The organism is Klebsiella sp. MPUS7 (assembly GCF_009905335.1).
GTDB lineage: Bacteria > Pseudomonadota > Gammaproteobacteria > Enterobacterales > Enterobacteriaceae > Klebsiella > Klebsiella grimontii.
In genome coordinates, this window is record NZ_CP047604.1 from 21,614 (window position 1) to 40,633 (window position 19,020).

Genomic DNA, 19,020 nt, shown 5'->3' on the forward strand with positions numbered 1-19,020 from the left:
CATGTCTAATTTTTAATTAAAAAGTAGACAACATTGGCGTAATTAAAACCATGAAAGCGATCACGAATCGCAACGGCGCCGCATGTTGTTGGAGGGGCAAATTTCTATTCTCATCTCAGGCCAGTACAAATAGTTACCCTGAATAATTCACCGCGGCAGGTGAAGCATGGCGGGTATGAATAAGGCCACTCACCCTATGAGTTGTTACATGAGGATTATCAAATGCTCAGTCAAATACAACGCTTTGGCGGCGCCATGTTTACCCCGGTTTTACTCTTTCCTTTCGCCGGGATCGTGGTGGGTATCGCCATTATGTTGCGCAACCCGATGTTCGTCGGCGAAGCGCTCACAGCACCCGACAGTTTATTTGCTCAGATCGTTCACATTATTGAAGAGGGCGGCTGGACCGTCTTTCGTAATATGCCGCTGATTTTCGCCGTCGGTCTACCGATCGGCCTGGCGAAACAGGCCCAGGGCCGTGCCTGCCTGGCGGTGCTGGTTAGCTTCCTCACCTGGAACTACTTTATTAACGCGATGGGGATGACCTGGGGCCACTTCTTCGGCGTCGACTTTTCCGTTGAGCCAACGGCAGGCAGCGGCCTGACGATGATGGCCGGGATTAAAACGCTTGATACCAGCATTATCGGCGCGATCGTCATTTCCGGGCTGGTGACCGCCCTGCATAATCGCTATTTCGATAAGCCGCTGCCGGTGTTTCTGGGGATTTTCCAGGGCTCCTCGTTTGTGGTGATTGTTGCCTTCCTGGCAATGATCCCCTGCGCCTGGCTGACCCTGCTGGGCTGGCCAAAGGTGCAGATGGGCATTGAATCGCTGCAGGCCTTTTTACGCTCGGCCGGCGCGCTGGGCGTCTGGGTATACATTTTCCTTGAGCGCATTCTGATCCCGACCGGGTTACACCATTTCGTCTATGGCCCGTTTATCTTCGGCCCGGCGGTCGTGGAAGGGGGGATTCAGGTTTACTGGGCGCAGCATTTACAGGCGTTCAGCCAGAGCACCGAGGCGCTGAAAACCCTGTTCCCGGAAGGCGGATTCGCGCTGCACGGTAACTCGAAGGTCTTTGGTTCGGTGGGGATTGCGCTGGCGCTTTACTTTACCGCCGCGCCGGAAAATCGCGTCAAAGTTGCCGGGCTGCTGATCCCCGCCACGCTGACCGCCATGCTGGTAGGTATCACCGAGCCGTTAGAGTTCACCTTCCTGTTTATTTCGCCGCTGCTGTTTGCCGTCCATGCGGTACTGGCGGCCACCATGGCAACGGTGATGTATATCTGCGGCGTGGTAGGCAACTTCGGCGGCGGCCTGCTGGACCAGTTCCTGCCGCAAAACTGGATCCCGATGTTCCACAACCACGCGTCGATGATGTTTATCCAGATCGGCGTTGGCGTGTGCTTCACCGCACTCTACTTCGTCATCTTCCGCACGTTGATTCTGCGCCTGAACCTGAAAACGCCTGGCCGTGAAGAGAGCGAAATTAAGCTCTACAGCAAAGCGGATTACCAGGCCGCGCGCGGTAAAACCAGCGCCGCCGGGGCAGCGGACACCAAACTGGGCCAGGCCGCCGGCTTCCTGCAGGCGCTGGGCGGAGCGGGCAATATCGAAAGCATCAATAACTGCGCCACCCGACTGCGCATCGCGCTGGTCGATATGGCGAAGACCCAAAGCGACGACGTTTTTAAAGCGCTGGGCGCCCACGGCGTAGTCCGCCGCGGCAACGGGATTCAGGTCATCGTCGGCCTGCACGTTCCCCAGGTCCGCGACCAGCTCGAAACCCTGATGAAAGATTCTCTACAGACCGAACAAACCACCATGACGGAGGCAGTATCATGAAAAAATTCTCAGTTGTTATCGCAGGCGGCGGCAGTACCTTTACCCCGGGCATCGTGCTGATGCTGTTAGCGAACCAGGATCGCTTTCCGCTGCGGGCGCTGAAATTTTACGACAACGACGGCGCGCGTCAGGAGACCATCGCCGAGGCGTGCAAGGTGATCCTTAAAGAGCAGGCGCCGGAGATCGCGTTCAGCTACACCACCGACCCGCAGGCGGCCTTTACCGACGTTGATTTCGTGATGGCGCATATCCGTGTGGGCAAATACCCGATGCGTGAAAAAGATGAAAAAATCCCGCTGCGCCACGGCGTGCTGGGCCAGGAAACCTGTGGCCCTGGCGGGATCGCCTACGGTATGCGCTCCATCGGCGGCGTCCTGGAGCTGGTGGACTATATGGAAAAATATTCGCCGAACGCCTGGATGCTGAACTACTCCAATCCGGCGGCCATTGTGGCGGAAGCGACCCGTCGCCTGCGTCCGAACGCTAAAATTCTCAACATCTGCGATATGCCGATCGGTATCGAAGGACGGATGGCGCAAATCGTCGGCCTTAAGGACCGTAAGCAGATGCGCGTGCGCTACTACGGGCTGAACCACTTCGGCTGGTGGACCTCGATTGAAGATCTGCAGGGTAACGATTTGATGCCGAAACTGCGCGAATATGTGGCGAAATACGGTTATGTTCCGCCGTCAAACGACCCGCACACCGAAGCCAGCTGGAACGACACTTTCGCCAAGGCGAAAGACGTACAGGCGCTGGACCCGGATACGATGCCGAATACTTACCTCAAGTACTACCTGTTCCCGGACTACGTCGTGGCGCACTCCAATCCGGAACGCACCCGCGCCAATGAGGTGATGGATCATCGTGAGAAAAACGTCTTTAGCGCCTGCCGGGCGATTATTGCGGCGGGCAAATCCTCCGCTGGCGATCTGGAAATTGACGAACACGCTTCCTACATCGTCGATCTGGCGGCGGCGATTGCCTTTAATACCCAGGAACGGATGCTGCTGATTGTGCCGAACAACGGCGCGATTCATAACTTTGACGCCGATGCGATGGTCGAAATTCCGTGCCTGGTGGGCCACAACGGACCGGAGCCGCTGACGGTCGGCGACATTCCTCACTTCCAGAAAGGGATGATGAGCCAGCAGGTGGCGGTGGAAAAACTGGTGGTGGATGCCTGGGAACAGCGCTCTTACCATAAGCTGTGGCAGGCCATCGCGCTGTCGAAAACCGTGCCGAGCGCATCGGTTGCCAAAGCGATTCTTGATGATCTGATCGCGGCCAATAAAGCGTACTGGCCGGAACTGCATTAATCCCGCTGACCGGCATCCGTGCGGTGACGGTCATTCATTTATCGGCCTGATAACCTGACGTTAAACGGTTATCAGGCCTGAACTTTTTCTGCAACGGGGCGATTATTGATGCCTTCCGCTTTGGCTGTCAGGTAGAATCGGCGGTATTTTACGCAATCGGCAACCCATCACGGAGTCATGATGAAAATATCCCGCCTTGGCGAAGCGCCGGATTACCGCTTCTCGCTGGCGAATGAACGTACCTTTCTGGCGTGGATCCGCACTTCGCTTGGCTTTTTAGCCGGCGGCGTCGGCCTGGACCAGCTGGCGCCGGATTTCGCGACGCCGCTGATCCGCGAAATTCTCGCTCTGCTGCTGTGCCTGTTTGCCGGCGGCCTGGCGATTTACGGCTATATACGCTGGCTGAGCAATGAAAAGGCGATGCGGCTTAAACAGGACCTTCCCTATACCCGCACCCTGCTGCTGATCAGTATTCTGCTGACTATCGTTATCGTGGTGGTCATGGCGCTGGTGCTCTATGCCGGATAATCGCCGGGCGCGCCGCGAGAACGACCCGGGCCTACAGCCGGAGCGCACGTCGCTGGCCTGGTTTCGCACCCTTTTAGGCTATGGCGCGCTGCTGGCGCTGGCGATTAAGCACCACTGGCATCAGGCGGGGCTTCCGTTCTGGATTTCGCTGTGCATATTGCCGTTCGTCGCCGTCATCCTCTGGCGCTATACCCGCAGCCGCAATGTGATGGACGTTGAGCACAGTGATTTCGTCCAGCGGCAGGCGGTTCGTGACAAATTTTTGATCGCATTCGCAGTACTTTCCCTGTCATTGTTGTTTGCTGTAACCCATATACGACAAGTGATTTTGTTTATTAAGGATGTGATATGACAGGATGTCAGGCCGATTACGGTGACGATCGGCACTGCGGTAACTGCCAGTCTCTGGCGAGCGATATCCCGGTACGGGAAGTGATTATCCATCGTCAGGAGTGTGAGCGCCCAGAACGCGTCTACCACCAGCTCAGCGCGCAGGGGGCAGCGGCTATCAAGTTTATTCCCCATCTGCAACCTTCCGACGCCCGGCTGTGGGGGGATTTTCTCTGCGCGGTGTTTGCTATTTGGATCAAAGAAGACGCTAACCGCATCGTCGTGCCGCTGTTTGAGGCCACGCTGCGCGCCTGGCGCGGTGAGACAGTACGTTATGAGAATAATCCGCCGGGACCGGCCTGCGCGGGCTGCGCCTGGCTAAGATTATGCGGTGGCGGCTGCCCGCAGCTGCGACTGGAGGATGGCTCCAACGCGCTATGCGAGGGATACCGGCAGTTTTATAGCTGGAGCGCCCCCTATATGCGCGTTCTGCGCGATTTACTCAACCAGCACCGCTCGCCGGTTGAGCTCATGCATCTGCTGCGCTAAAAAAATGGCGACGAGAGAGCCTTCGTCGCCATGGTGTTTACCTGCCGGGAGGGTTACCGCCCCTTCGCCAGATACTGCGCCATCTCCTCTTCCGGCACCATGCCGCCGCCGGTCGCCCACACCAGATGGGTCGCGTTGCGCATCTGCTCCGCGGTGAAACCGTGCATCCGCTGATACGCCTCGCTGGCGCAGACCCGCTGTGGCCCGGCCATGCCGGCCAGCGCGGATGGCTCCAGGCGAATACCTTCTTCTTCGGCTAACCAACCCAGCATATCGTACATAGTCTGGTCATCGAGAGAGTAGAACCCATCCAGCAGGCGCTCCATTGCCCGGCCCACGAAACCGGAAGCGCGGCCGACCGCCAGACCGTCGGCGGCGGTCAGATTATCGATCCCCAAATCCTGAACTGAAATCTGGTCATGCAGGCCGGTATAGACCCCCAGCAGCATGCAAGGGGAGTGGGTCGGCTCGGCGAAGAGGCAGTGGACGTGGTCGTCAAATGCCAGCTTCAGGCCGAACGCCACCCCGCCGGGGCCGCCGCCCACGCCGCACGGCAGATAAACAAACAGTGGATGACCGGCGTCCACCACGCGCGCTTCGCGGGCAAACTGCGCCTTTAGCCGCTCGCCGGCCACGGCGTAGCCGAGAAACAGGGTGCGCGAGTTCTCATCATCGATAAAGAAGCAGTTCGGGTCAGACTCGGCGGCTTTGCGCCCCTGCTCAACCGCCACGCCGTAATCCTCTTCGTACTCCACGACCGTCACGCCGTGGCTGCGCAGTTTGGCCTTTTTCCACGCCCTGGCGTCGGCGGACATATGGACCGTCACCTTAAAGCCGATGCGCGCGCTCATAATGCCAATCGACATCCCCAGATTACCGGTGGAGCCGACGGCGATGCTGTACTGGCTAAAGAAATCCCTGAACTCAGGAGTCAGCAGCTTGCGATAGTCGTCGGAAGTTTTTAATAACCCCGCGCCGATCGCCAGTTTCTCCGCATGGGTCAGCACCTCATAAATGCCGCCGCGGGCCTTAATGGAGCCGGAAATCGGTAGGTGGCTGTCTTTTTTCAGCAGCAGATCGCCGCTAATCGGCTGGCTAAAAGTTTTTTCCAGCCGGGCCTTCATTACCGGAATAGCCACCAGCTCAGACTCGATAATACCGCCGGTGGCCGCGGTTTCCGGAAAGGCTTCCGCCAGATAGGGCGCAAAGCGATCGAGCCGGGCGTGGGCGTCCTGAACGTCTTCTGTCGTCAGGCCAACGTAGGGTAACCCTTCCGCCAGCGACGTCGTTGACGGGTTAAACCAGGTAGTTTCTTTCAGGGCAATCAGCTCCTCCAGTAGAGGAAACTGTGCGAGTAAAGTGGTCATGTCAGCGTTTTTCATATTACGTCTCTTTGCGCTCAGATGATGAAAGAAAGCAGGAATGTACCGGCCAGTGCAAGCAGCGAAGCGATAAAGGTCGCCGTGGTATAGTATTTGAACGTTTCGTTAAGGCTTGCCCCGCAGTATTGTTTAACCAGCCAGAACAGGGAATCCGTTACGATAGTGCAGCCAATCGCGCCGGAGCCGATGGCGATAGCGATGATTTCCGGGCTCACGCCGGGATAGAGCGGCAGCATCGGCGCGACGATGGCGGTTGCGCCCATCATTGCGACGGTGGCGGAACCGACCGCGGCGTGCAGAATCAGCGCCACCAGCCAGGCCAGCAGAATCGGGTGCATATCGAGGTTCGACAGAATCACCGCCAGCGTATCGGCCAGGCCGCTGGTTTTCAGGATGGCGTTGAAGGCCCCGCCTGCGCCGATAATCAGCAGAATGTTGGCAATCGACCCGAAGCAGTTTTCCGTATGCGTCAGCAGGGTACTCATCCCCATATCCTGGCGGATACCCAGCACGTAGTAGGCCACGAAGACGGCGATAAACATGGCGGTGATCGGGTTGCCGATAAACTCCAGCAGCATATACAGCGTGCCGCCTTTGGTCATATTCAGTTCGGCGATGGTTTTGACCAGCATCAGGCCGATCGGCAGCAGCACCGTAAACAGCGTGGCGCCCAGCGACGGCAGGGTCTCTTCTTTGCGCACTTCGAGGTTAGCAAATTCAGCCGGAACCGCTTTAAACGGCAGGCGGTTGCCGAGCAGCCGCAGGAACAGCGGGCCGCCGACCAGCGAAGCCAGCAGGCCCACCAGCAGACCGTATACGATCACCGTGCCGATATCCGCGCCCAGCTTATTGGCGACAAACAGCGCCGCCGGATGCGGCGGCACCACGCAGTGCACCGCCATCAGCGCCGTACACAGCGGGATGGCCAGCTTGAGTAGCGACGTGTTGGTTTTTTTGGCAATGGAAAACGCCAGCGGGATCAGCAGCACCACGCCCACTTCAACGAACAGCGTGATCCCGCAAATCAGGCCCACCAGCACCATAATGACGTCAGCGGACAGCCAGCGGCAGCGCTGGAGCGTCAGGCCGATACGCTCAGCCGCGCCGGAGACCTCCATCATTTTGCCGAGAATCGTCCCCAGCCCAATCACCGCCGCCAGGAAGCCCAGCGTGCCGCCAATCCCGCTCTCGATGGCGTTAACCATATCCAGCGGGCTCATTCCCATCATGGCGCCGACGAAAAAGCTGGCCAGCAGCAGCGCCAGAAACGGGTGAAACTTCAGTTTGACGATAGTTAACACAATCAACACGATGCTAATCAGCAGCGTGCTCACAACCCAGATCTGAGATTCCATACCCCACCTCGCCTGTGAATAATCTATGGGTATTGAACAGAAAAACGGCACGTGCTGACAAACGATATAAACGGCTCTTCAGGTGAATCAAATTGAATCAAAAAGGTGATTTCGCTCTAATGTTGCCTATTTATTGTGCTATGAATCACTTTTTTTCATCTTTAAGCGCTCGGCAGGGCGATAATTTTCTTACACTCGGCGAGGAAAATTAAAGGAGTAGGTGATGGAGACGCTAAAAGATCTGGGTAATCGGCTGCTCAACGGCTGGCAGCTTTCGAAGCTGTATACGTTTGAAGTCGCCGCCCGCCATGAGTCGTTCGCCCTGGCGGCGGAGGAGCTGTCGCTGACGCCCAGCGCGGTGAGCCACCGTATCAATCAGCTGGAAGAAGAGCTGGGGATTCAGCTGTTTGTGCGCTCGCACCGCAAGGTGGAGCTGACGCATGAGGGCAAACGGGTGTTCTGGGCGCTGAAGTCCTCGCTGGGCAGCCTGAACCAGGAGATTCTGGATATTAAAAACCAGGAGCTGTCGGGAACGTTAACGGTCTATTCGCGCCCGTCCATCGCCCAGTGCTGGCTGGTGCCCGCGCTCGGCGATTTTACCCGCCGCTATCCGTCGATCTCGCTTACCGTGCTGACCGGCAACGATAACGTCAACATGCAGCGCGCGGGCATCGACCTGGCGATCTACTTTGATGACGCGCCTTCCTCGCAGCTTAGCCATCATTTTTTGATGGATGAGGCTATCGTGCCGGTGTGTACGGCGGATTACGCGCGCCAGCATCAGCTGCAGCAGAATCCCGCCAACCTTCGCCACTGCACGCTGCTGCACGATCGTCAGGCCTGGAGCAACGATTCCGGCACCGACGAGTGGTTCAGCTGGGCGCAGAAATTTAGCATCGATTTGCCGCAATCGTCAGGAATTGGCTTCGATCGTTCGGATTTGGCAGTCATTGCGGCGATGCACCACGTCGGCGTGGCGATGGGGCGTAAGCGGCTGGTGCAAAAGCGCCTGGAGAGCGGCGAGCTGATTGCGCCGTTCGGCGAGATGACCCTGGAGTGCCATCAGCACTACTACGTGACGACCCTGCCGGGCCGTCAATGGCCGAAAATCGATGCCTTTATCAACTGGCTGCAGGGTCAGGCGCAATTATGATGACCGGCTTAGTTTCATCCCGGTGGCGCTGCGCTGACCGGGCTACGGGTTTACCGCTGTCTGCCGGTCGGTAGCCCGGACAGCCGCGCCAGGCGCCGCCTCCGGGAAATATGCCGGGACTGATACTTCGCCTCCGCTTCCCGGCTCGCGCTGCGCTTAGCCGGGCTACAGAGTCCCGGCAGCCTGCCAATCCGGTAGCCCGGACAAGGCGCGTCAGGCGCCGCCTCCGGGATGTCCACGAGGCCTTAAACCGGCTGCTGGTGTTGATGAAAGCGCGACGCCAGCGGCAGCCAGCATAGCAGAATCAGCAATCCCATCAGCATCATCAGCAGGCCAAGGCTGCCCTGGCCGGTTTGCGGCATCATTGCCGACAGCCACGCCAGCACGCCGGAACCAATATTCTGCAGTCCGCCCACCAGCGCCCCGGCGGTACCGGCGAGGAACGGGAAGGGCTCCATCGCGCCGCTGGTCGCCAGCGGGAACAGCATCCCGGCGCCAAAAAAGAACAGCGCGGCGGGAACCAGTAGGGTCCAGACGGTCATCACGCCCAGCAGGCCAGGGATCCACATCAGCACGCCCGCCAGCAGGCAGCAAATCACCGACTGCCACATCAGCGTCGGGAAGCGCTTGTTCGGCCGGCCGGCAAACCAGGCGCCAAAGAACGCCGCCGGAATCGGTAGAATAAACAGAATGCTGACCGACATGCTGCTCAGACCCAGCACCGCGCCCATCAGTACGCCGGAACAGGCTTCGAATACGGCAATGCCCGCCAGGCCGCCGATCAGCATCAGCAGATAGCAGTTGAACGCGCCGGTACCGAACAGCGTTTTATAGTTGGTGATGAGCCGGGTACGCGGTGCGCCGGTGGGCCGGGTTTCCGGCATCCAGCGCGCCATGCTAAAGGTGACGCCGGCGCAAAGCACCAGCAGGAACACGAAACAGGCCCGCCAGTTCCACAGAGTATCGAGAATGCCGCCAATCAGCGGCGCCAGCAGCGGGCTGACCAGAATCCCCATATTCAGCAGACTATTGGCGTGCCTGAGCTGCGCGCCTTCATACAGATCGCGCGGCAGGGTACGCGCCATGACGCCGCCGACGCCGGTGCCCATGCCCTGCATCGCGCTGGCGGCAATCAGCACCGGCAGGCTATGGGTGGTGATGGCAACCAGCGTCGCCAGCATAAAAATAGACATCCCAACGAGGATCACCGGGCGGCGGCCAACGCGATCGGACAGCGGGCCGTAGAAGAGCTGCGAGACGCCGTAGGTCAGCAGATAAGCGGCCATCACGCTCTGCACCGCGCCTTCGCGAACGTTTAGCGATACCGCCATATCGGCAATCGCCGGAATATAAATGGTCTGCGCCATCTGGCCTACGGCCACCAGCAGTACCAGCATCAACAACAAATTGAAGTTCTTATGCCGTTTCATGTCGATGAATACTTTGTATAAAGTTGAGTATAGAGAATATGTGACTGGCACACCCGCAAAACGATGGAGGAATCTACCACATAATAATGACAGGACAACCACGTGACGGTGATTGTGGGAGGATTTTCAGGCAGGTTTTGTAAACAACAATCGGCAACTAATGTTGCCATGTATTGCTTATGACAGCCGCAGCAAAATCGCCCCGGCGGCGATACCGCAGGCGGCAACGATACGCACTGGAACCATCTTCTCTTTCAACAGGATAAATGCGATAACCGCGCCGAAAAGAATCGAGGTTTCGCGCAGGGCGGCAACCACCGCCAGCGGCGCCTGGGTCATTGCCCACAGCGCCAGACCATAGGAGCCCATGGTGCCGACGCCGCCGACCATGCCTTTCTTCCAGTGCTGGCGCAGATAGCGGCTGGCCTGCGGGCGTCGGGCAATCATCGCCCAACCCAGCAGGCAGAAGCCGTTCATAAAAAAGGTCCACAGGGTATAGCCCAGCGCGGTTTCTGAAAGCCGTACCCCGGTTCCGTCAACCAGCGTGTAGCCGGCAATGAAGCAGGCGTTGATTAGCGCCAGTACGATACCCTGGCTTGAACTGGCGCGGCCGTTAAAAGCCATCGCCAGAATCGCCAGACAGATGACGCCGATGCCCAGCCACGCCAGCGGGGAAAGATGGTCGCCCAGGAAGATGACGCTGATTATTGCCACCAGTAGCGGCGCGGTCCCGCGCATCAGCGGATAGGTCTGGCTCATATCCGAGACCTGATAGGTTTTTGCCACCAGCACCGTATACACCACCTGCAGCGCGCAGGAAACCGCAAGAAACGGCACGCTGGCCAGCGTCGGCTGGGGAGAAAAGGGGAGCAGAACCAGGGCGATGAGCGACGCTGAGCCACTAACGCCGACCGCCGCGTACAGCTTATCGCCGCTGGCTTTTACGATAGCGTTCCAGCTGGCGTGAAGCAGGGCGGCGAACAGCAAAATAGAGAATACGGTAATGGTCATTGCGGCCTGGCGCTGAGGAAAAAATCGTCACCGGACTGTAACATGCGTGCTTGTCGTCAGCCAGCGGCGGCTAGAGCGAACAGAAGAGACGATGCGTAACCCGGGGCTCATCATGCACCGGGCGAAACCCCAGATTTTCATAAAACGACCAGGCCGTTGACGGCGCATGGGTGTTGAGAAAATCGAAGCTAGCACCGGAATGGGTGATAACCGAGACCAGCAGCTGATGCCCGATCCCCTGTCGACGGTGGCGTTCGCCGATGTATAAATGGCGAATGCGGCCAGCCCGTAGCTGCTGGCTAAACGGGTCGGCATTCAGCCCGCAAACGCCGACCAGCTGCCCGTAGGCAAAGGCTCCCAGTAGCTTTTCTCCGGGGGCGTTAAAGCGATTTTCCCCATTTTGCCAGTTCTCCGCCAGGCGGCGCAGCATATTCAGGTTTTGCGCCTGGCTTTCGGCGCGCAGTGCCGAAAAACCGGGTTCGTCCGGGGTGATGGCGGCAATCAACAGCGGTGGCATGGTTTTCTCCATCGGGTTAGCCTGTAGAGGGGCGGTTTCCCGCCCCTCCCAGGTGCGACTTGAACCTGAATCAGCGGAACTGCTTCAGGACTGCATCAAGTAGTTGCAACACGGCAACCATGAGTTTCAGGATCAGAACAATGATATCCACTCCGCCCATACGCGTCTCCTCTGGTTCAGGAGCACGACCGGCTGGCGTACCTTTCCGCCGCCTGTTGCCAGCCAGGGATACCCGTCATAATTCAGGCGCCGGCCTGTCGGCGGCGGGCTAAACTATTCGGGGTACTTGTTGACGTAACACAGTGTGCTCTTCTGGGGTTAAGGCGCTGACGGCACCACCCGTTTCAGCCAGGACTTCTTTGCGCCGGTAAAAGTGCGGCCCCAGATTCACCCTGCGTACCCCCTCAGTATAGAATGAATACTGTATGTATGAACAGTATTTTTTGGACAAATTTACGTGGACGATCCATACTCTACATCAGCAAAAACCGTCGTGAAAATTGCGCCTTCTTCGCCGATCGCGTATACTTTTTTCGTTGACGTAATACAGTGTGCTTGCGGCTACCAACCGTAAAAACACCGAACAGAAAACCTCGCCGCGGCGGGGTTTTCTGTTTTTCATCCCTCCGCAAATTAATGTGATCCTTAACGCAGTTTCTTGTGGTTGAAAATAAATCGATTGTGAAATGACACAAGCTGTGTTTGTATAAATTCATTCACTTTTTGAGACAACAGGTCCCTCATGAACGCTACCACGCTGACTTCGACCCTACTACTAACCGCGCCTGCCGCGGTGGTCGTCGTGTCTGTGGTGGTCGTCGTCGGCAACGCGCCGTAGGGTCCGGAACAACACGAATTCCAAACCCCGCCGGCGCAAACCGAGCGGGGTTTTTCGTTTCATGCCCCCCGGTAAGTCGGCCCAGAATAAAAGGACTGGAGCATGGCAAGTTCGGGCACAACATCAGAAAAAATGCGCTTCACTGGCGCGCAGTTAGTCGTTCATTTACTGGAGCGTCAGGGGATCACCACGGTCAGCGGCATTCCGGGCGGCTCCATTCTTCCCATTTACGACGCGTTAAGCCAAAGCACGCAGATCCGCCATATTCTGGCGCGTCACGAGCAGGGGGCGGGATTCATCGCCCAGGGCATGGCGCGCACCGAAGGCAAACCCGCCGTCTGTATGGCCTGTAGCGGACCGGGGGCAACCAACCTGATCACCGCGATCGCCGACGCCCGCCTGGATTCGATTCCGCTGGTATGCATTACCGGCCAGGTTCCGGCCTCGATGATCGGCACCGACGCTTTCCAGGAAGTCGACACCTACGGTATCTCTATCCCCATCACCAAACATAACTACCTGGTGCGCAATATTGCTGAACTGCCGCAGGTGATGAGCGACGCGTTTCGCATCGCGCAGTCCGGGCGACCAGGGCCGGTGTGGATAGATATTCCTAAGGATGTTCAGGCGGCAACCATTGAGCTCGACGCCCTGCCGGAACCCGGCGCCCGCATGGCAGCCCCGGAATTCGATAGCGCCAGCGTACGTGAAGCGGCGGCGATGATTAACGCCGCGCAGCGTCCGGTGCTCTACCTGGGCGGCGGGGTGATCAACGCGCCTGAGCATATTCGCCAGCTGGCGGAAAAGGCCAACCTGCCGACTACCCAGACCCTGATGGCGCTGGGGATGCTGCCGAAAGCGCATCCGCTGTCGCTGGGCATGCTGGGGATGCACGGCGCGCGCAGTACCAATTTTATTCTGCAAGAGGCTGATTTACTGGTTGTTTTAGGCGCGCGTTTTGATGACCGGGCGATTGGTAAAACCGAGCAGTTCTGCCCGAACGCGAAAATTATCCACGTTGATATCGACCGTTCAGAGTTGGGTAAAATCAAGCAGGCGCACGTGGCGATTCAGGGCGACGTTGGCGAAGTGCTGGAACAGCTGATCCCCCAGGTTGAGGCGCAGCCGCGCAGCGCATGGCTGCAGCTGGTGGCCGATCTGCAGCGGGAGTTCCCCTGCACCATCCCGCAGGAGCAAGACCCGCTTTCCCATTATGGCCTGATTAACGCCGTCGCCGCCTGCGTTGACGACGAGGCTATCGTCACCACCGACGTGGGCCAGCACCAGATGTGGGTCGCGCAGGCGTATCCGCTGAACCGCCCGCGCCAGTGGCTGACCTCCGGCGGTCTCGGCACCATGGGCTTTGGCCTGCCTGCCGCGGTCGGCGCGGCGCTGGCCAACCCGCAGCGCAAGGTCATCTGCTTCTCCGGCGACGGCAGCCTGATGATGAACATTCAGGAAATGGCTACCGCGGCGGAAAATCAGCTGGATGTGAAAATCATCCTGATGAATAACGAAGCGCTGGGGCTGGTTTATCAGCAGCAGAGCCTGTTCTACAAGCAGGGCGTGTTCGCCGCGACCTATCCGGGGATGGTTAACTTTATGCAGATTGCCGCCGGTTTTGGTCTGCAAACCTGTAATTTAAATAACGAAGCCGATCCGCAGGCGGCGCTGCAGGCGATTATCGACCGCCCGGGTCCGGCGCTGATCCACGTGCGTATCGATGCCGAAGAAAAAGTGTATCCGATGGTACCGCCGGGTGCGGCCAATACTGAAATGGTGGGGGAATAAGCCATGCAACAAGCGACTCATGAAAACGTTATTCTACAGCTCACCGTGCGCAACCATCCCGGCGTGATGACCCACGTTTGCGGCCTGTTTGCCCGTCGCGCTTTCAACGTGGAAGGCATTCTTTGTCTGCCGATTCAGGACAGCAACCAGAGCCGCATCTGGCTGCTGGTCAACGACGATCAGCGCCTCGGGCAGATGATTAGCCAGATCGAAAAGCTGGAAGATGTTGAGAAAGTGGTGCGTAACCAGTCCGATCCCTCTATGTTCAGCAAAATCGCGGTCTTTTTTGAGTAACTAGTCTTCCCGGCGGGAATATTCTTGCCGGGAAGTAAAGCCTACTCTGAGTTTATTCAGAGCAGATTTTACTGTACTCATTCAAAGATGATACTTTAGATTTCTTATCCATATCATCAGGCCACTTCACTTCGCGTCCATAAATACCTGGTTTCGTGTTAACGGACATATCTAATAACTCATCGTTAAATTTCATATAATTACTAATCCATAACCACAGCTTGTAGTTAGGCATAAACAGCGCATCCGTACCCGCGTCCGTCGATATCAGGTTAAAGGAATCGATCATAGTGGTACTGATGCTGGAGTCATAAACGACGCAGCGAATTGTGGAGTATGATGAGTGCTTATTGCGTGAATATATACTGATGGCTTGAATCTGGCTCCAGTCATACTCTTTGCATTCAGGTTTAGTTCGTTTATAAAAAGGATGATGCCACCAGAAAGTATAGGTTAATTTATAAGTGATACTATACATCACGTAATCGTAAACATAAACCTTGCCGGTTTTTCTATTAAAACGAACCGGATAATGCTGGGGCGCGAAGATAAAATAGTTTACGATGGCTGCGAAAATAAACGTCATGAAAAATGAAATAAAAAATCCAAAACATAGTAAAAGATAATCGCCCGACCTGGAATTCCAGCTTTCAACATGTCGTTCAAAATTGAATGTTATATCATATAAGGAAAATAAAATACCCACAAAACACAAAATAACAACAGGCAAGAAAAGCACAATGCCCAGGATGTTCATCCCATAAAATGAAGTGTAATTACGCGTTATCTCGCAGTAGTCATCGTTGATATAAGCTAATTTTTCGCTGTGCGATAACTTCTCCGTTTTACTCTGCGTTTTTGTATTTAGCTGGTTAAGCAAACGTGCATCGATCGTTTGCTTAGCTAAATGAGGTCGTTGGTGCATATATATTCCCTTGCTGATTTTACAGGGACGATATCATTTAGGTTACTTCCTGTACATAATGGATGTAGTGATCTTAGGCAATAATGGCATCAATATATTTTACATGTGAATAATTGGCAGCGTTATATTGCGATTGTAGCCATAACACATAGAGATTAAATATCTCACCCGCTGTTGTGAATGACTTGCTGGCAACTCAATCAGTCGTGCCATCAAGGCGGCAAGTCTGCGCAGAGGCAGCTTGAAGGATGAAGTGTATATCGTTAAGGTAAGCGCGTTTTTTAACCCGTCAGGAAACGCCATGACTACTATCGCCCTTATTGACGATCACCTTATCGTCCGCTCCGGCTTTGCCCAACTGCTGGGGCTGGAAGCCGATTTTCAGGTCGTTGCCGAATTCGGTTCCGGGCGCGAGGCGCTGGCGGGGCTGCCCGGTCGCGGCGTGCAGGTCTGCATCTGCGATATCTCGATGCCGGATATCTCCGGGCTTGAATTATTAAGCCAGCTGCCGAAAGGGATGGCGATCGTCATGCTGTCGGTACACGACAGCCCGGCGCTGGTGGAGCAGGCGCTGAACGCCGGGGCGCGCGGTTTTCTCTCCAAGCGCTGCAGCCCGGATGAGCTGATCGCCGCCGTGCGCACCGTGGCGGCTGGCGGCTGTTACCTGACGCCGGATATCGCCATGAAGCTGGCGGCCGGACGACGGGACCCGCTGACCAAACGCGAACGCGAGGTGGCGGAAAAGCTGGCACAGGGGATGGCGGTAAAAGAGATTGCCGCCGAGCTGGGCCTGTCGCCGAAAACCGTCCACGTTCATCGCGCTAACCTGCTGGAAAAGCTGGGCGTCAGCAACGACGTCGAGCTGGCGCGCCGCATGTTCGATAGCTGGCAATGAAAGCCTTTTTCTCGCGGCTGCTCTCGGTTGTCGGCTGTTGCTTTATCTTTTCCGCCGCGTGGTTTTGCCTGTGGAGCATCAGCCTGCACCTGGTGGAGCGCCCCGATCTTGCGGTGCTGCTTTTCCCCTTTGGCCTGCGGCTTGGCCTGATGCTGCAGTGCCCGCGCGGCTACTGGCCGGTTCTGCTGGGCGCGGAGTGGCTGCTGATCCTCTGGCTGGCGCAGGAAGTGGCGCTGGCGCACCCGATAATATTGATGACCGGAAGCCTCTTGACCCTGCTGCCGGTGGCGCTGATTTCCCGCTATCGCCAGCAGCGCGACTGGCTCACCCTGCTGCGTCAGGGGGGCGCGCTGATCGCCGCCGCGCTGCTCCAGTCGCTGCCGTGGCTGCTGGAGGGCAAAGAGGGACTGAACGCGCTGCTGCTGACCCTGACCGGCGGCCTGACGCTGGCGCCCACCTGTCTGGTTATCTGGCACTATCTCACCAGCACCGTCTGGCGGCCGCTGGGGCCATCGCTGGTCTCGCAGCCGGTGAACTGGCGCGGGCGGCATCTTATCTGGTACCTGCTGCTGTTCAGCGTCAGCCTCTGGCTCCAGCTGGGGCTGCCCGCCGAGCTCTCACGATTTACGCCCTTCTGCCTGGCGCTGCCGATTATCGCTCTGGCCTGGCACTACGGCTGGCAGGGAGCGCTGATCGCGACCCTGATGAACGCCATCGCGCTGATCGCCAGCCAGACCTGGCACGATCATCCGGTGGATTTACTGCTTTCGCTGCTGGCGCAAAGCTTGACCGGCCTGCTGCTGGGCGCCGGAATACAGCGGCTGCGCGAGCTGAATCAGTCGCTGCAAAAGGAGCTGGTGCGTAACCAGCGGCTGGCGGAACGCCTGCTGGAAACCGAGGAGAGCGTGCGCCGCGAAGTGGCTCGCGAGCTGCACGATGATATCGGCCAGACCATTACCGCCATCCGCACCCAGGCGGGGATCGTCCAGCGGCTGGCGCCGAATAGCGCCAGCGTCAGGCAGAGCGGCCAGCTGATTGAGCAGCTTTCGCTCGGCGTCTACGATTCCGTGCGCCGCCTGCTGGGCCGCCTGCGCCCGCGCCAGCTGGACGACCTGACGCTTGAGCAGGCGGTGCGCTCGCTGATGCGCGAAATGGAGCTGGAGGATCGCGGTATGGTCAGCCATCTGGCGTGGCGTATCGATGAGGCGCTGCTGAGCGAAAACCAGCGCGTCACTCTGTTCCGCGTCTGCCAGGAGGGGCTGAATAATATCGTCAAACACGCCAGCGCTAGAGCCGTCACGCTGCAAGGCTGGCAGCAGGAGCAGCGGCTGATGCTGGTGATCGAGGACGACGGCTGCGGCCTGCCACCGGGCTCCGGTCAGCAGGGCTTTGGCCTCACCGGCATGCGCGAGCGCGTCACCGCCCTGGGCGGCACCCTGACCATCTCCTGCACCCACGGCACTCGCGTTTGCGTCAGCCTGCCGCTGCGCTACGCTTGAGGAACGATAATGTTTGCCTTTTTAAAATCCCCGCCCGATGCTCCGCCGATTACCGACAAACAGGCGCTGGACGAGCGCTACCGCTACTGGCGTCGGCATATTCTGCTGACCATCTGGCTGGGCTATGCGCTGTTTTACTTCACCCGCAAAAGCTTTAACGCGGCGGTGCCGGAAATCCTCGCCAGCAACGTTTTGACCCGCAGCGATATCGGTCTGCTGGCGACGCTGTTCTACATCACCTATGGGCTATCGAAATTTTTCTCCGGTATCGTCAGCGATCGCTCTAACGCCCGCTATTTTATGGGCATCGGCCTGGTCGCTACCGGCGTAGTGAATATTCTGTTTGGTTTTTCCACTTCCCTGTGGGCCTTCGCGCTGCTGTGGGCGCTGAACGCCTTCTTCCAGGGCTGGGGCTCGCCGGTATGCGCCCGCCTGCTGACGGCCTGGTATTCGCGTACCGAGCGCGGCGGCTGGTGGGCGCTATGGAACACGGCGCATAACGTCGGCGGGGCGCTGATCCCAATGGTGGTTGGCGCGGCGGCGCTGCACTACGGCTGGCGAACGGGGATGATGATTGCCGGGACGCTGGCGATCCTCGCCGGGCTGTTTCTCTGCTGGCGGCTGCGCGACCGGCCGCAGGCGGTTGGGCTGCCCGCAGTGGGCGACTGGCGGCATGATGAGCTGGAGATTGCCCAGCAGCAGGAGGGCGCTGGCCTGACCCGCAAAGAGATCCTCACCAAATACGTGCTGCTGAATCCCTATATCTGGCTGCTCTCGCTGTGCTACGTACTGGTATACGTGGTGCGCGCGGCGATTAACGACTGGGGCAACCTGTATATGTCGGAAACGCTCGGCGTCGATCTGGTGACGGCGAATTCGGCGGTCACCATGTTCGAAGTGGGCGGTTTTATCGGCGCGCTGGTGGCGGGCTGGGGCTCGGATAAACTCTTCAACGGCAACCGCGGGCCGATGAACCTGATTTTCGCCGCCGGGATTTTGTTGTCAGTTGGCGGGCTGTGGCTGATGCCGTTCGCCAGCTACGTGATGCAGGCGGCCTGCTTCTTTACCGCCGGCTTTTTCGTTTTTGGCCCACAGATGCTGATCGGCATGGCGGCGGCGGAGTGCTCGCACAAAGAGGCGGCGGGGGCGGCAACCGGCTTTGTTGGCCTGTTTGCCTATCTTGGCGCATCGCTCTCCGGCTGGCCGCTGGCGCAGGTGATGGAGATCTGGCATTGGAGCGGATTTTTCGTGGTCATCGCCATTGCCGCCGGTATTTCCGCCCTGCTGCTGCTGCCGTTTTTAAACGCCCAGGCGCCGCGAGAAGCGTGACCGACTTCACCTTTCTTCGCCGAATGGCGT

At 58.0% G+C, this 19,020-nt stretch carries 19 protein-coding genes; 12 read left to right on the top strand and 7 right to left on the bottom strand.

Annotated features, from left to right (window positions below; translation table 11 throughout):
• Positions 1–222 precede the first annotated feature (222 nt).
• From GUC22_RS00105 to GUC22_RS00125, 5 genes are all read left to right on the top strand, one after another.
• Positions 223–1,845, top strand: a complete 1,623-nt coding sequence (locus tag GUC22_RS00105; RefSeq protein ID WP_004871802.1) for an alpha-glucoside-specific PTS transporter subunit IIBC — start codon at positions 223–225, stop codon at positions 1,843–1,845.
• Positions 1,842–3,164 (top strand): 6-phospho-alpha-glucosidase, encoded by a 1,323-nt coding sequence (locus GUC22_RS00110; RefSeq protein WP_004871800.1) that lies wholly within the window; start codon positions 1,842–1,844, stop codon positions 3,162–3,164. The genes GUC22_RS00105 and GUC22_RS00110 overlap by 4 nt, the downstream gene beginning before the upstream one ends.
• 180 nt (positions 3,165–3,344) lie before the next feature.
• Positions 3,345–3,692, top strand: coding sequence for a YidH family protein (locus GUC22_RS00115; protein WP_004126880.1), 348 nt, complete (start codon positions 3,345–3,347; stop codon positions 3,690–3,692).
• Positions 3,682–4,044 carry a DUF202 domain-containing protein gene (locus GUC22_RS00120; RefSeq protein ID WP_049087033.1) on the top strand — a complete coding sequence of 121 codons (363 nt, stop codon included), beginning with the start codon at positions 3,682–3,684 and terminating at the stop codon, positions 4,042–4,044. The genes GUC22_RS00115 and GUC22_RS00120 overlap by 11 nt, the downstream gene beginning before the upstream one ends.
• Positions 4,041–4,571 (top strand): hypothetical protein, encoded by a 531-nt coding sequence (locus GUC22_RS00125; RefSeq protein ID WP_004871787.1) that lies wholly within the window; start codon positions 4,041–4,043, stop codon positions 4,569–4,571. Before GUC22_RS00120 ends, GUC22_RS00125 begins: the two co-directional genes overlap by 4 nt.
• A gap of 53 nt (positions 4,572–4,624) precedes the next feature.
• Here GUC22_RS00125 and dsdA read toward each other — a convergent pair whose 3' ends face one another.
• Together dsdA and dsdX are read right to left on the bottom strand one after the other, a co-directional pair.
• Entirely contained in the window at positions 4,625–5,953 is a 1,329-nt protein-coding gene (gene dsdA, locus GUC22_RS00130) for a D-serine ammonia-lyase (protein ID WP_160183309.1), read from the bottom strand.
• 17 nt (positions 5,954–5,970) lie between these two features.
• Positions 5,971–7,308, bottom strand: a complete 1,338-nt coding sequence (gene dsdX / locus GUC22_RS00135) for a D-serine transporter DsdX (protein WP_004126868.1) — start codon at positions 7,306–7,308, stop codon at positions 5,971–5,973.
• 223 nt (positions 7,309–7,531) lie between these two features.
• Here dsdX and dsdC point away from each other — a divergent pair, with 223 nt between their 5' ends.
• Positions 7,532–8,461 carry a DNA-binding transcriptional regulator DsdC gene (gene dsdC, locus GUC22_RS00140; protein ID WP_154911185.1) on the top strand — a complete coding sequence of 310 codons (930 nt, stop codon included), beginning with the start codon at positions 7,532–7,534 and terminating at the stop codon, positions 8,459–8,461.
• Between the two features lie 245 nt (positions 8,462–8,706).
• On the opposite strand, the gene emrD is transcribed toward dsdC, so the two are convergent.
• The 4 genes from emrD to tisB all read right to left on the bottom strand — a co-directional run bounded on the left by emrD (position 8,707) and on the right by tisB (position 11,579).
• Entirely contained in the window at positions 8,707–9,891 is a 1,185-nt protein-coding gene (gene emrD, locus GUC22_RS00145; protein ID WP_024360558.1) for a multidrug efflux MFS transporter EmrD, read from the bottom strand.
• A 177-nt stretch (positions 9,892–10,068) separates the two neighbouring features.
• The gene (locus GUC22_RS00150) at positions 10,069–10,902 is read right to left on the bottom strand and encodes a DMT family transporter (protein ID WP_004133095.1); all 834 of its coding nucleotides are present in this window, start codon (positions 10,900–10,902) and stop codon (positions 10,069–10,071) included.
• 70 nt (positions 10,903–10,972) lie between these two features.
• Positions 10,973–11,419 (bottom strand): GNAT family N-acetyltransferase, encoded by a 447-nt coding sequence (locus tag GUC22_RS00155; protein WP_004133098.1) that lies wholly within the window; start codon positions 11,417–11,419, stop codon positions 10,973–10,975.
• Between the two features lie 70 nt (positions 11,420–11,489).
• Positions 11,490–11,579: a type I toxin-antitoxin system toxin TisB gene (gene tisB, locus GUC22_RS00160; RefSeq protein WP_064362772.1), complete on the bottom strand. Its 90-nt coding sequence runs from the start codon at positions 11,577–11,579 to the stop codon at positions 11,490–11,492.
• 582 nt (positions 11,580–12,161) lie between these two features.
• On the opposite strand from tisB, the gene ivbL reads away from it, so the two are divergent.
• The 3 genes from ivbL (at position 12,162) to ilvN (ending at position 14,342) form a co-directional block, all read left to right on the top strand.
• On the top strand, positions 12,162–12,257 hold the full coding sequence (gene ivbL, locus GUC22_RS00165; protein WP_004107123.1) for an ilvB operon leader peptide IvbL: 96 nt from the start codon (positions 12,162–12,164) through the stop codon (positions 12,255–12,257).
• Positions 12,258–12,359: 102 nt separating this feature from the next.
• Positions 12,360–14,048, top strand: a complete 1,689-nt coding sequence (gene ilvB, locus GUC22_RS00170) for an acetolactate synthase large subunit (protein WP_160183310.1) — start codon at positions 12,360–12,362, stop codon at positions 14,046–14,048.
• A 3-nt stretch (positions 14,049–14,051) separates the two neighbouring features.
• Positions 14,052–14,342 carry an acetolactate synthase small subunit gene (gene ilvN / locus GUC22_RS00175; protein WP_004107116.1) on the top strand — a complete coding sequence of 97 codons (291 nt, stop codon included), beginning with the start codon at positions 14,052–14,054 and terminating at the stop codon, positions 14,340–14,342.
• A gap of 52 nt (positions 14,343–14,394) precedes the next feature.
• Here ilvN and GUC22_RS00180 read toward each other — a convergent pair whose 3' ends face one another.
• Positions 14,395–15,267 (bottom strand): DUF6708 domain-containing protein, encoded by an 873-nt coding sequence (locus GUC22_RS00180; RefSeq protein WP_116944291.1) that lies wholly within the window; start codon positions 15,265–15,267, stop codon positions 14,395–14,397.
• 301 nt (positions 15,268–15,568) lie between these two features.
• Between GUC22_RS00180 and uhpA the strand changes: the two genes are divergently transcribed.
• Genes uhpA through GUC22_RS00195 form a run of 3 tightly spaced genes read left to right on the top strand, consistent with a single transcriptional unit; the run spans position 15,569 to position 18,990 of the window.
• Positions 15,569–16,162 carry a transcriptional regulator UhpA gene (uhpA, locus tag GUC22_RS00185; RefSeq protein ID WP_004107112.1) on the top strand — a complete coding sequence of 198 codons (594 nt, stop codon included), beginning with the start codon at positions 15,569–15,571 and terminating at the stop codon, positions 16,160–16,162.
• 17 nt (positions 16,163–16,179) lie between these two features.
• The gene (gene uhpB, locus GUC22_RS00190; protein WP_172616323.1) at positions 16,180–17,661 is read left to right on the top strand and encodes a signal transduction histidine-protein kinase/phosphatase UhpB; all 1,482 of its coding nucleotides are present in this window, start codon (positions 16,180–16,182) and stop codon (positions 17,659–17,661) included.
• 9 nt (positions 17,662–17,670) lie between these two features.
• Positions 17,671–18,990 carry an MFS transporter gene (locus tag GUC22_RS00195; protein ID WP_004133107.1) on the top strand — a complete coding sequence of 440 codons (1,320 nt, stop codon included), beginning with the start codon at positions 17,671–17,673 and terminating at the stop codon, positions 18,988–18,990.
• Positions 18,991–19,020: the final 30 nt, after the last annotated feature.